The sequence below is a fragment of the Gordonia alkanivorans genome (assembly GCF_004011905.1).
Lineage (GTDB): Bacteria > Actinomycetota > Actinomycetes > Mycobacteriales > Mycobacteriaceae > Gordonia > Gordonia alkanivorans.
Genome location: NZ_CP027114.1, coordinates 4,566,188 through 4,579,378, shown reverse-complemented (window position 1 = coordinate 4,579,378; position 13,191 = coordinate 4,566,188). Strand labels below are relative to the sequence as shown.

Genomic DNA, 13,191 nt, shown 5'->3' with positions numbered 1-13,191 from the left:
TCCGATTGCGAGGCGCGGACGTGACACGCGCCACTCGATGGCGTACTATTCCGTTCAGTTAATCCCAACTAACTGAAGGGTCGACGGTGACCAGCACGCTCGACGGCTTCCGGGCCACGCACCAGCAGAATCTCGACCTGCTCCACCAGCGCCTGACGACGGTCGCCGCCGGCGGCGGGGCCAAGGCGCGTGAGCGCCACGTCTCACGCGGGAAGTTGCTGCCGCGCGACCGCGTCGACGGACTCCTGGACGTCGGCTCGCCGTTCATCGAGGTCGCCCCGCTCGCCGCGTTCGGGATGTACGACGACAAGGCACCGGCCGCCGGTGTCATCGCCGGCGTCGGCCGCGTGGCCGGCCGGGAGTGCATGATCGTCGCCAACGACGCCACGGTCTCCGGTGGCACCTACTACCCGGTGACGGTGAAGAAGCACCTGCGCGCGCAGGAGATCGCGGCCGCCAACCGGCTGCCCTGCATCTACCTCGTCGACTCCGGCGGCGCGATGCTGCTGCAGCAGGACGAGGTCTTCCCGGACCGCGACCACTTCGGTCGCATCTTCTACAACCAGGCCACGATGAGCGCCGCGGGCATCCCGCAGATCGCCGCCGTCCTCGGTTCCTCGACCGCCGGCGGCGCCTACGTCCCGGCGATGAGCGACGAGACGGTCATCGTCCGCAACCAGGGCACCATCTTCCTGGCAGGTCCGCCGCTGGTGAAAGCCGCGACCGGCGAGGACGTCTCGGCCGAGGACCTCGGCGGCGGCGCGATGCACTCGTCGGTCTCCGGCGTCACCGACCACCTCGTGGACAACGACCAGCAGGCACTCGCGAAGGTCCGTGAGATCGTCGCAACCCTCGGTCCGCGTGAGGCGCCGCAGTGGGAGACCATCCCGTCGCGGGAGCCGCTCCGTCCGCAGACCGACATCTACGACGTGGTGCCCACCGACTCGCGGACCCCGTACGACGTGCGCGAGGTCATCGAGATCATCTGCGACGCCGGTGAATACACCGAGTTCAAGGCCAACTACGGCACGACCCTGGTCACCGCCTTCGCGCACATCCACGGACACCCGGTGGGCATCATCGCCAACAACGGTGTGCTCTTCAGCGAATCCGCGCTCAAGGGAGCGCATTTCATCGAGCTCTGCGACCAGCGTCGAATCCCGTTGATCTTCCTGCAGAACATCACCGGGTTCATGGTCGGCAAGGCCTACGAGCAGGGTGGCATCGCCAAGAACGGCGCCAAGATGGTCAATGCGGTCGCGTGTGCGCGTGTCCCGAAGTTCACTGTCATGGTCGGCGGCTCGTTCGGCGCCGGCAACTACTCGATGTGCGGCCGGGCCTACTCGCCGCGGTTCCTGTGGATGTGGCCCAACGCCCGCATCTCCGTGATGGGTGGCCCGCAGGCCGCGGACACCCTGGGCACGGTGCGCCGCAACCAGATCGAGCGGTCCGGGGACTCCTGGGCCGCCGAGGACGAAGAGGCCTTCAAGGCGCCCATCCGCGAACAGTTCGAGCGGCAGTCCGACGCCTACTACTCGACGGCCCGACTGTGGGACGACGGGATCGTCGATCCGGCCCAGACCCGCACGCTGCTCGGCCTCGCGCTCGAGACGGCGCGGTACGCCCCGCTGGCCGACCCGCGCTACGGCGTCTTCCGGATGTGAGAGCGGAGACCGACATGCCATCCCCGAGTTCACCCACGACCGAGGAGAAGACCGAGACCGTGAGCACCAGACCCATTCGCAGCGTCCTGGTGGCGAACCGCGGTGAGATCGCCTGCCGGGTGATCGACACGCTGCGCCGCCTGGGAATCCGCAGTATCGCCGTCTACTCCGACGCCGATGCGCAAGCACGCCATGTCCGCGAGGCCGACGTCGCGGTCCGCATCGGACCGGCCGCGGCGGCCCAGAGCTATCTCGACATCGACGCCGTGGTCGACGCGGCCCGCAAGACCGGTGCCGATGCCGTCCACCCCGGTTACGGATTCCTCTCGGAGAACCAGAAATTCGCCGCCGCGCTGGCGGAGGCGGGCATCGTCTTCATCGGTCCGCCGGTCGAGGCCATCGCGACGATGGGCGACAAGATCACCGCGCGTGCCGCGGTCACCGCGCGCGACGTGCCGGTGGTGCCGGGTCTCTCGCGTCCCGGCCTCACCGACGAGGACCTGATCGCGGCCGCCCCCGACATCGGCTTCCCGGTCCTCATCAAGCCGAGCGCCGGCGGCGGCGGCAAGGGCATGCACCGCGTCGCCGACCCAGCCGACCTGCCCGCGGCACTCCAGCGCGCACGACGCGAGGCGGGCGCCGCGTTCGGCGACGACGCACTGTTCCTCGAACACTTCGTGGACACCCCGCGCCACATCGAGGTACAGGTCCTCGCCGACACGCACGGCAACGTGATCCATCTCGGCGAACGCGAATGCTCCCTGCAGCGCCGCCACCAGAAGGTCATCGAGGAGGCGCCGTCGGCGCTGCTCGACGCCGACACCCGTGCCCGGATCGGTGAGGCGGCCTGCGACGCCGCCCGCAGCGTCGGCTACACCGGCGCCGGCACCGTCGAGTTCATCGTCTCGGCCCACAAGCCGGACGAGTTCTTCTTCATGGAGATGAACACCCGCCTGCAGGTCGAGCACCCGGTCACCGAACTGGTCACCGGAATCGACCTGGTGGAGCAGCAGATCCGCGTGGCCCGCGGCGAGGTCCTCGGCTTCGCCCAGGGCGACATCACCCTCACCGGCCACGCCATCGAGGCCCGCGTGTACGCCGAGGATCCCGCCCGCGGTTTCCTCCCCACCGGCGGCACCATCGAACACCTCGTCCACCCGGACACCGCGTCGGGCAGCGGCATCCGCGTCGACTCCGCCATGCTCGAAGGGCTGCGCGTCGGCAGCGACTACGACCCGATGCTCGCCAAGATCATCGCGCACGGCAGCGACCGCGAGGAGGCGCTCGAACGCCTCGACCAGGCGCTGGCGCACACCCGCGTCCTCGGTGTCGTCACCAACATCGACTTCTGCCGCTTCGTCCTCCGGCAGCAGGCCGTCGTCGACGCCGAGCTCGACACCGAACTGCTCGACCGACTCGTCGCCGATTACGCAGTGCCGCAACCATCGCCGGAGGCGCAGGTCCTCGTCGGCCTCGCCCGCATCGGGACCCGGGACCGTGGGGACGTCTGGTCGTCGGCGGTCGGCTGGCGCGTCGGCGAACCGGCGCCGGTGATCACCAGGCTCGTGAGCGGCGGACACCACTCCACCGTGTCGATCCGCGTCGAACACACCGATACGCACTCGATCTCGGGGTCGGCGACCGTGGTCGACGAGGGCGTCGACGGGGCCGAGGGCGAGTCGTGGACCGCCGGCGTCGTCTACCTCCCCGCACAGTCGGGCGACGGTCGTGATTCCGACCGCCTCATCGTCGACGGGGTCAGCCAGTCCTGGTCGTCGACGCTGATCGGCGAATCCTGGTGGGTGTCCGGACCGTCCGGCGCCTGGGTCCTCGATCTCGCCCGTCCGCTGCTCGACGAGGCCGCCGACGATCGCGCAGGCGAGATCGCCAGCCCGATGCCCGGCACCGTGGTCGCCGTCGGGGCCACCTCCGGTGACGAGGTGAGCAGCGGCGCGGCCGTCGTTGTCGTCGAGGCGATGAAGATGGAACACGCGTTGACCGCACCCGTCGACGGAACCGTCGACGTCACGGTGAAGGTGGGTGACAAGGTGGATGCCGGACAGATCCTCGCCGTGGTCACGCCGGCGGAGAGCCGGGAGCCCGTTCCCGCCCCCTGAGGCACTGCCCCCTGAGCCTCGAAGTGCTCGTAATGAACCGAACCGAACGACAAGAGTGAACAGGACTCTCATGGAACTCACGCAGGAGTACACCGACCTCATCGAGACGGTGCGCGACTTCGCGCAGACCGTGGTGGCGCCGGTGGCCGCGAAACACGATGCCGACCACACCTTCCCGTACGAGGTCGTCGCCCAGATGGGCAAGATGGGCCTCTTCGGTCTGCCCTTCGACGAGAAGTACGGCGGGATGGGCGGCGACTACTTCGCGCTGGCCCTCGCACTCGAGGAGCTCGGCAAGGTCGACCAGTCGGTCGCCATCACGCTCGAAGCCGGGGTGAGCCTGGGCGCGATGCCGATCTACCGTTTCGGCACCGAGGAGCAGAAGCAGCAGTACCTGCCCGACCTCACCGCCGGTACCGCGCTCGCCGGCTTCGGCCTCACCGAGCCCGGGGCCGGCTCCGACGCCGGTGCCACCGCGACCACCGCCCGCGACGACGGTGACTCGTGGATCATCAACGGCGGCAAGCAGTTCATCACCAACTCGGGCACCGACATCACCTCACTGGTCACCGTCACCGCGGTCACCGGCGTGAAGGAGAACGGCAAGAAGGAGATCTCGACGATCATCGTGCCGTCGGGAACCTCCGGCTTCACCGCCGAACCGGCCTACAACAAGGTCGGCTGGAACGCCTCGGACACCCACCCGCTCACGTTCACCGATGTGCGCGTGCCCAAGGAGAACCTGCTCGGCGAGCGCGGCCGCGGCTACGCCAACTTCCTGTCGATCCTCGACGAGGGCCGCATCGCGATCGCGGCGCTCGCGACCGGTGCCGCGCAGGGTTGCGTCGACGAGAGCGTCAAGTACGCCAAGGAGCGTCAGTCGTTCGGCAAGCCGATCGGGGAGTACCAGTCGGTGTCCTTCGCCATCGCCCGGATGGAGGCGCGAGCCCATGTGGCCCGCACCGCCTACTACGACGCGGCGGCGAAGATGCTGGCGGGCAAGCCCTTCAAGAAGGAAGCGTCGATCGCCAAGCTGGTGGCCAGCGAGGCGGCCATGGACAATGCGCGCATCGCCACCCAGATCCACGGCGGCTACGGTTTCATGAACGACTACCCCGTCGCCCGTCACTACCGCGACTCGAAGATCCTCGAGATCGGTGAGGGCACCACCGAGGTGCAGCTCATGCTCATCGCCCGAGAGCTGGGTTTCGCATGAGCGGCAACGACCAGCCCCCCGTGAACCGCGTCGTCCAGCGCGGCCTGTGGTTCGAGGAGTTCACCGAGGACACCCTCTACGAGCACCGTCCCGGACGCACCGTCACCGAGGCCGACAACGTGCTGTTCACGACGCTCACCATGAACACCCAGGCCCTGCACCTCGACGCCGCCTGGTCGGCGCAGCAGCCCGGCTTCGGTGGGCAGCGCCTGATCAACTCCATGTTCACGCTGTCGACGATCGTGGGCCTCTCGGTCAGCCAGCTGACACAGGGCACACTGGTGGCCAACCTCGGTTTTTCCGAGGTCGCGTTCCCCGCGCCGCTGTTCGCCGGTGACACCCTCTACGCCGAGACCCTGTGCACCGGTAAACGCGAATCCCGGTCGAGGCCGGGGGAGGGCGTGGTGAACTTGACCCACATCGGACGCAATCAGCACGGCGAAGTCGTCGCGCGAGCCGCGCGGGCCACGTTGGTGCGCAAGAAACCTACGGAGTGACGACGATGTTCTTCGACGGACCCGCCGACAACTCGCTCGTGAGCGGCGCGAATCTGGGCGATTCCCAGCTGAACAACGCCTGGCTGCCCGCCGGGCCCGCACTGCTGTTCTGCCCCGCAGACCGGCCCGAGCGCTACCAGAAGGCACTCGACCGTGCCGACGTCGTGATCCTCGACCTCGAGGACGCGGTCTCGCCGGAGAATCGCGCCGCCGCGCGGGAAGCGTTGATCGCCAACCCGATCGATCCGGACCGGACCATCGTGCGGATCAACCCGGCCGGGACCGGCGACTACCGCCGTGACCTGGCCGCGGTCTCCGAGACGAACTACCGCGTCGTCATGCAGGCCAAGTCGGAGGACGTGGCGTCGATCCTGGACACCGCGTTCCAGACGATCGCGCTGATCGAGACGCCGCTCGGTGCGACCCGCGCCAACGACATCGCCGCCACGTCGAACTGCATCGGACTCATGTGGGGTGCCGAGGACCTGGTCGCCGGACTCGGCGGGACGTCGAGCCGCTTCGGGCCCGACGAACCGCGGCCCGGCGAGTACCGGGATGTGGCCGCCTGGGTCCGGTCGATGGTCCGCATCGCGGCCGCGGCGCACGGGAAGTTCGCCGTCGACTCGGTGCATCTCGACATCGACGACGTCGACGGCCTGGTCGCCGAGGTACGCGACGCGGTGGCACTCGGCTACACCGCGACCGCGTGCATCCACCCGTCGCAGGTCGAGCACATCCGCGCCGGCTACCAGCCGTCCGAGGAGTCGATCGCGTGGGCGCGCAAGGTCATCGACGGCTCCGCCGAACACGGTGGCGGGGTCTTCAGCCTCGACGGGCAGATGATCGACGGTCCGGTGCTCCGGCAGGCGGAGGTCGTGCTGTCCCGCGTGGCCGGACGACCCACCGACACCGCCGACGCCTGATCGCCCTGCACTGACACGTTTTTCGACACCCCTCGTTTCGTTTCCCGAGACAACCGAGAGACCGGAGCCCGCTCATGAGCAATGACGCTCACGCCCAGAACCTCGCACACACCCACGGGCCGCAGAGCCCGGCTCTGCTGACGGACACCATCGGCGTGACCCTGGCGCGGACCGTCGAGAAGTATGCCGGCCACGTCGCGCTCATCGACGCCGGTGCCGGTCGGCAGTGGACCTACACCGAATTCCACCGTGACGTGCGGGCATTGGCCGCGGGCCTCCTGCGGCTGGGCGTGAAGCGGGGGGATCGGGTCGGACTGTGGGCGCCCAACCGGTTCGAGTGGGTGCTCGTCCAGTACGCCACCGCCGAGATCGGCGCGATCCTGGTCAACCTCAACCCTGCCTACCGGCAGAACGAGGTCGAGTACGCCCTCAGGCAATCCGGCACGAGCGTCGTCCTCGCGGCCGAACGGTTCAAGGACTCCGGATATGCGTCGATGCTGGCGGAGGCGCATCCGCACTGCCCGGACCTGCGGGAGGTGGTGACGTTCGAGTCCGCCGCATGGACCGAACTGACCGCCACCCCCACCGACGAGGAGCTGGCACGGGTTGCCGAGATCGCCGCGTCGCTGTCCGCCGACGACCCGATCAACATCCAGTACACCTCGGGCACAACGGGATTCCCCAAGGGCGCGACGCTGTCACATCGCAACATCGGGAACAACGGCTACCTCGTCGGTGAGCTCCTCGACTACACCGCCGACGACCGCATCTGCCTACCGGTGCCGTTCTACCACTGCTTCGGCATGGTGATGGGCAATCTCGCCGCCACCAGTCACGGTGCGGCCATGGTGATCCCGGGCCCAGCCTTCGACCCGAAGGCCACGCTCGACGCGGTCGCCGAGCATCGCTGCACCAGCCTCTACGGCGTGCCGACGATGTTCATCGCCGAACTCGCTCTCCTCGACGCCGCCCCGGACGGTTATGCACCCGACCTGTCGTCGCTGCGCACCGGGATCATGGCCGGCTCGCCGTGTCCGGAGCAGGTGATGCGCCAGGTGGTCGATCGGATGCACATGAGCGAGGTGTCCATCTGCTACGGCATGACCGAGACGTCGCCGGTGTCCACCCAGACCAGGGTCGACGATCCCCTCGAACTCCGTGTCACCACCGTGGGCCAGGTCGGTCCGCATCTCGAGATCAAGATCGTCGCGCCCGGCACGGGGGAGACGCTCGGCCGCAACGAGACCGGCGAGCTGTGCACGCGCGGCTACTCGGTGATGACCGGCTACTGGAACGATCCGGAGAAGACCGCCGAGGCCATCGACGCCGACGGGTGGATGCACACCGGCGACCTCGCCGAGATGGACGAGGCCGGCTACGTCCGCATCACCGGCCGGATCAAGGACATGGTGATCCGGGGCGGCGAGAACATCTACCCGCGCGAGATCGAGGAATTCCTCTACACTCATCCCGACATTCTCGACGCCCAGGTCATCGGTGTCCCCGACGAGAAGTACGGCGAAGAACTGATGGCGTGGGTCCGCCTCCGCGACCACGCCACCGATCTCACGGCCGAGGACGTCCGGGCCTTCGCCGACGGCAAGATCGCCCGGCACAAGATCCCCCGATACGTCCACGTGGTCAAGGAATTCCCGATGACCGTCACCGGAAAGGTGCGCAAGGTCGCGATGCGCGAAGAGGCCACCCACATCCTGGAGGACCTGCGATGACCGGTGCCGCGATCGAGCGGTTCAGTCGGCACGCGGAGAGCCGGTTCGGCGCGGACGCCGCGGATTACGACCGGTTGTGGTCCTGGTCGGTTCAGCAGCCGGCACAGTTCTGGCGCGCGCTGTGGGAGTTCTTCGACCTCGACGCCCTGGCCGCCGAACCCCTCGCGGAGGGCGACGCCGCCGTTCTCGCCGACGCGCGGATGCCCGGCGCCCGATGGTTCCCGGGCGTCCGGCTGAACTACGTCAGCCAGATCCTGCGCCACGCCGACCTGCCGGGTGCCGCCGTCGTCGGAATCGACGAGGCCGGGGAACGCTCCGAGATCGCCTGGTCGGATCTTCCCGGAATGGTTGCCGCCCTGGCCGCGACACTGCGGGCACAGGGGATCGGGACCGGCGATGTCGTGGCCGCCTACCTGCCGGACATCCCCGAGGCGGTCGTCGCCTTCCTCGCCACCGCGAGTCTCGGCGCCATCTGGTCGGGGTGCGGGCAGGACTATGCGCCGCAGGGTGCCGCCAGTCGGCTCGGTCAGCTCCGGCCGAAGATCCTGTTCAGCGCCGCGGGATACCGGTACGGCGGCAAGGACATCGACAAGCGTGCGGACAGCGCCGAACTCGCGAGTCTGCTGCCGGAACTCCTCGCGCACATCACGATCGGCGACGACGCGGGCGGCCCGTCGGGGCAGGGCCCGACCCGGATCGACTACGCCGACGCGCTCACTGCGGAAGCCGGCGACGCGGAACCGGTGCTCGTGGACTTCGACCATCCCCTCTGGGTGTTGTTCAGCTCGGGGACGACCGGCCGCCCGAAGGGCATCGTCCACGGGCACGGCGGCGTCGTCGTCGAACACCTCAAAGCCGGTGCGTTGCACGGTGACCTGTCGTCGGACGATGTCTTCTTCTGGCAGACCGCACTCAGCTGGATGATGTGGAACTACCAGGTCGCCGGTCTCCTCTGCGGGGCGCGGATCGTCTGTTACAGCGGTTCGCCGCTCTACCCCGACGCCGACAAGCTCTGGCAGATCGTCGCCGACGAGAAGGTCACCTACTTCGGCACCTCGCCCGGGCAACTGCAGGCCTCGCGGAAGGCCGGGCTCGAACCGGGCCGCGACCACGACCTCGCTCCGCTTCGCGCCCTGGGCAGTACGGGTTCCTCGCTCGCCGCCGACCTGTTCACCTGGGTCGACGACCACGTGAAGCAGGGACTGCCGATCTCGTCGATCAGCGGCGGCACCGACATCGTGTCGGCCTTCGCCGGCGGATCGGTCGGGGTGCCGGTGGTACCCGGTGAGCTGTCGGTGCGCTATCTCGGTGTCGCGCTGGAGAGTTGGGCGCCGGACGGTACGCCCCTCGTCGGCGAGGTCGGCGAGCTGGTCGTCACCGCGCCGATGCCGTCGATGCCGGTGCACTTCTGGGACGATCGGGACGGCGTGCGTTACCGTTCCGCCTACTTCGACCACGAGTGGGAAAGGCCGACAGCGCATCCCGACGGGCCGGTGTGGCGTCACGGCGACTGGGTGACCGTGACCGAACGCGGTTCCCTGGTCATCCACGGCCGCAGCGATGCGACGTTGAACCGTCACGGAATCCGCATGGGATCAGCCGACATCTACGAGGTCGTGGAGGCGCTCGACGAGATCGCGGAGGCCTTCGTCCTCGGCGTGGACGGACCCGACGGCGCCTACTGGATGCCGCTGTTCGTCACCCTCGTCCCCGGTGCCGTCCTCGACGACGCCCTCACCGCGCGGATCGCCGCAGCGGTCCGCGACCGGTTGTCGAAACGCCATGTGCCCGATGAGGTGATCGAGGCCCCGGGTATCCCGCACACGCGCACCGGGAAGAAGCTCGAGGTTCCGGTCACGGCGATTCTGGCCGGCCGGTCGGAGGTCAACATCGATCCGAAGTCGGTGGACGATTATTCGCTCGTCGACTGGTACGCCGAACAGGGCCGAGCTCATCGCTGGTGACGGCTGTGCACGGCCGCACCACGGCATCGTCGCGCATGACCTAGCGTGGACGGTGTCGTCGACGGCAGGCGCCGAACGGTCCATGTGACCCGCCGGTCACATGTACTACCGTGGGCCGGGTGTTGTGCCCGTCGGGGCGGTGACGGCCGATGCTGTCATCACCGGCGCGCGACCTGAGCCAGATAACCCAGACGAGCCGACCAGGAGATCGCCAATGACGTATCCAACGGGGGGCTACGGGCAGCAGCCCGAGTCCGGACAGTCCCACGGCCAGTACGGCCAGCAGTACCCGCAGAGCGGTCAGCAGAGTTACGGGCAGGGCCCCCAGCAGGGCTACGGACAGCAGTACGGTCAGAATCCGCAGCAGGGTTACGGCCAGCAGTACGGACAGCAGCAGGGCTACGGCCAGCAGCAGTACGGCCAGAATCCGCAGCAGGGCTACGGACAGTACGGCTACGGCCAGCAGCAGCCGGTGAAACCGCCGAGCCAGGGTCTGCCCGCGATCACCCCGACGATCCTGGCCGGTGTCATCGGTCTGTTCGGTCTCGTCGTGCTGTTCTCCGGGTTCCTCGCCGCCGCACGGGCCTATGACTTCTCGGTGGAGCTGTTCCAGACGCCGTTCAACGCCCCGTACGCGCTCGTCGCCGTCGCCGGTGTCCTGGCGCTCATCTCGTTGATCCCGGGCGTCAAGGTCGCGGCGGCTCCGATCGTCGCAGCGCTGACCATTCCGGCCTTCCTGATCACGCTGTTCCTGTTCCTCAGCGTGGACAACAACGCCTCCGGCGCCATCGTCCTGCTGATCTTCTCGCTGCTGTCGGCGCTCCTCGCGATCGTGTGGCTGCTCGTCGAAGCCGACGTCGTCAAGGTGGCGCCCGCGCTCGCGGCCCCGTCATCGGCCACGGGACCGATCACGGCCGCGACGTCGGGCACCGAGGCCTCGGCGGGCCAGCAGGCCGCCGGACAGGGCCAGGCCCACGGCGACGCCCAGGCCACCGCCTATGGCGCAGGCAGCGGACAGTCGCAGTACGGCCAGCAGTCCTCGGCGAACTACGACCCGTCCGCGTACTCGCAGACGTCCGGCACCGGTCAGAGCTACTCGAGCGCCCAGTCCGGCCAGGCATCGGCACCGGGTGAGTCCGGCTACGGCGGTTACACCCCGGGGCAGTACTCGGCAGGCGCCTCCGGTGCGTCGTCCGGTGCTGCGCAGTCGGGTGGCGCCTCCGCGAGTGAGTCCGAGGCCGGCCCGGCCGCCGATCACTCGACCACGGTCTTCCAGAAGCCCGAACCGCCCACCAGCAGCGGTAGCTGATCCAGACACCGACAGGGCCCCGTCGACACGCGTCGGCGGGGCCCTGTCGTCTCTGGGGCAATGCGTGTCCCCGGTGACGTGAGACGCTTTCCGTCTCATCGCGGCGCGTCTCCGACGGCCCGGCGGCCGACCATGCCACGCTCATGACGATGCCCACCTTCAGGCCCGACTCGACCGCGGAGAACCTGGCGTCGCAGCTGCGTGCACTGCGACGATCCCGTCGTGCCCAGCGCAACGACGTCGAGGGGTCGGCCCGGCAGCTGGCCGTGGTCGCGTTCACCGTCCCCGCTCTCGCCCTGGTCACGCTCATCGTCGTGATGCTGACGGTGCTGCTGCTCGCGGGCAGCGGACTCACCGGCCTGCCCAGTGCGATCGCCTCGAGCTGGCTGGCGATCCACCAGGTGCCGGTCACCATCAGCGGGGTCACGATCGGTGTCCTGCCGCTGCTGCCGACCCTGGTCGTCGCGATCGGCACCGCCCGCCTCACGGCCCGCGCGATCGGCGGCAGCGGCCCCACGCAACGATCCGCGCACGATCTGTTCGACGTCGGGGCGGTGGTGTGCTCGGCGATCGTGGGCCCACTCCTGATCACCGCGATGTCGCTGGCCATCGTGATGGACGGCGGATCGGTGCTGCCGGTGCAGACACCCAATGCGCTGATCGCCTTCGCCTACACGATCGGCATCCACGGCGGTGCCGCGCTGGCCGGTGTCACGTGGGTCCGACGACACGACTTCGCGGCCCGGTGGGGGATGTCCTACGCCGACCGCCGCGGCTTCCGCTACGGCCTCGTCGCCGTGCTGGCCCTGGTGGTCGCCGGCGCGGTCCTGGTGTGCCTGCGCATGCTGATGCGGCACACCGAGATCGGTGAGCTGATCGACACCGGTTACGACTTCGACGGCTTCCTCGGGCTCAGCCTGCTGTCCCTGATGTATCTGCCGAACCTGATGATCGGCGCGACCGCGATCCTCGTCGGGTCCGATGTCCAGATCGGTGCGATGACCGTCGACCTGTTCACCGTCCGCGGTGGAGCGGTCCCGCCCGTACCCGCCCTCGCGGTCCTGCCCGAGGGAACCGGTGCGGGCAGCTGGGGCTTCCTCGGCCTGATCGCCCCCGCCGCCGTCGCGGCCTTCGTGGGCTGGCGCTGTCGCGACCTGAATCCGGTCGCGCACGTGCGCTCGATCGGCGTTGCCGCCGCCGTCGCCGCCTCGGCCATGGCGATCCTGACCGCGGCCGCCGGCGGCACGCTGGGCGAGTTCGGCGACGTCGCGGTCACCGTATCCGCCGCCGGCGTGTTCACGCTCGGCTGGATCGCGATCATCGGCATCCTCCTCGCGATCGTCTACGCCTTCCTGCCGTCGACTCGGGCCGCCCGCGCCGCGGTGGGGGATGAGTACTTCGACGACCCGGGTGACCTCGGCTTCGAAGACGAATACGTCATCGTCGCCGACCTCGACGAGGACGACGAGTACGTCGAGTACACCGACGCGGAGGGTGAATTCGAGGGCGCGTACGACGACGCGGTCTACGAGGACGGCGAGTACGAAGAGGCCGTCTACGAGGAAGCCGACTACGAAGACGCGGGGTACGAAGACGCGGGGTACGAGGCCGACGGGTTCGTGCCTGCCGCCGGCGACGACACCGTGCCCTCGGCCAACCGGATCCCGGCCGAGGACGTCGACGACAGCGATCTCGTCGACGACGCCGACTACGACCTCTACCCGGGAACACCCGGTGCCGGCCGTCGGCGCTGAGACCCGCCGATTCCCGC

General features: G+C 69.0%; 9 protein-coding genes. All 9 read left to right on the top strand.

Annotated elements, in window-relative coordinates:
- The first annotated feature begins 86 nt into the window (after positions 1-86).
- Entirely contained in the window at positions 87-1,664 is a 1,578-nt protein-coding gene (locus tag C5O27_RS20795; protein ID WP_127963542.1) for a carboxyl transferase domain-containing protein, read from the top strand.
- Positions 1,665-1,723: 59 nt separating this feature from the next.
- Entirely contained in the window at positions 1,724-3,781 is a 2,058-nt protein-coding gene (locus C5O27_RS20790; RefSeq protein WP_040004244.1) for an acetyl/propionyl/methylcrotonyl-CoA carboxylase subunit alpha, read from the top strand.
- A gap of 70 nt (positions 3,782-3,851) precedes the next feature.
- Entirely contained in the window at positions 3,852-4,997 is a 1,146-nt protein-coding gene (locus tag C5O27_RS20785) for an acyl-CoA dehydrogenase family protein (RefSeq protein ID WP_127963541.1), read from the top strand.
- On the top strand, positions 4,994-5,494 hold the full coding sequence (locus tag C5O27_RS20780; RefSeq protein WP_006359691.1) for a MaoC family dehydratase: 501 nt from the start codon (positions 4,994-4,996) through the stop codon (positions 5,492-5,494). The genes C5O27_RS20785 and C5O27_RS20780 overlap by 4 nt, the downstream gene beginning before the upstream one ends.
- A gap of 5 nt (positions 5,495-5,499) precedes the next feature.
- Positions 5,500-6,417 (top strand): HpcH/HpaI aldolase/citrate lyase family protein, encoded by a 918-nt coding sequence (locus tag C5O27_RS20775; protein ID WP_006359690.1) that lies wholly within the window; start codon positions 5,500-5,502, stop codon positions 6,415-6,417.
- Positions 6,418-6,491: 74 nt separating this feature from the next.
- Positions 6,492-8,147 carry an AMP-binding protein gene (locus C5O27_RS20770; RefSeq protein WP_006359689.1) on the top strand — a complete coding sequence of 552 codons (1,656 nt, stop codon included), beginning with the start codon at positions 6,492-6,494 and terminating at the stop codon, positions 8,145-8,147.
- The gene (locus tag C5O27_RS20765; protein ID WP_127963540.1) at positions 8,144-10,111 is read left to right on the top strand and encodes an acetoacetate--CoA ligase; all 1,968 of its coding nucleotides are present in this window, start codon (positions 8,144-8,146) and stop codon (positions 10,109-10,111) included. The genes C5O27_RS20770 and C5O27_RS20765 overlap by 4 nt, the downstream gene beginning before the upstream one ends.
- A gap of 214 nt (positions 10,112-10,325) precedes the next feature.
- On the top strand, positions 10,326-11,420 hold the full coding sequence (locus C5O27_RS20760) for a DUF5336 domain-containing protein (RefSeq protein WP_006359687.1): 1,095 nt from the start codon (positions 10,326-10,328) through the stop codon (positions 11,418-11,420).
- Between the two features lie 149 nt (positions 11,421-11,569).
- Entirely contained in the window at positions 11,570-13,174 is a 1,605-nt protein-coding gene (locus C5O27_RS20755; protein WP_425269582.1) for a cell division protein PerM, read from the top strand.
- Positions 13,175-13,191: the final 17 nt, after the last annotated feature.

Bases quoted from the DNA above. Each gene is read 5' to 3' on its own strand.
- C5O27_RS20775 (WP_006359690.1), top strand. From the start codon at position 5,500: ATGTTCTTCGACGGACCCGCCGACAACTCGCTCGTGAGCGGCGCGAAT.
- C5O27_RS20770 (WP_006359689.1), top strand. From the start codon at position 6,492: ATGAGCAATGACGCTCACGCCCAGAACCTCGCACACACCCACGGGCCG.
- C5O27_RS20780 (WP_006359691.1), top strand. From the start codon at position 4,994: ATGAGCGGCAACGACCAGCCCCCCGTGAACCGCGTCGTCCAGCGCGGC.
- C5O27_RS20755 (WP_425269582.1), top strand. From the start codon at position 11,570: ATGCCCACCTTCAGGCCCGACTCGACCGCGGAGAACCTGGCGTCGCAG.
- C5O27_RS20785 (WP_127963541.1), top strand. From the start codon at position 3,852: ATGGAACTCACGCAGGAGTACACCGACCTCATCGAGACGGTGCGCGAC.
- C5O27_RS20765 (WP_127963540.1), top strand. From the start codon at position 8,144: ATGACCGGTGCCGCGATCGAGCGGTTCAGTCGGCACGCGGAGAGCCGG.
- C5O27_RS20760 (WP_006359687.1), top strand. From the start codon at position 10,326: ATGACGTATCCAACGGGGGGCTACGGGCAGCAGCCCGAGTCCGGACAG.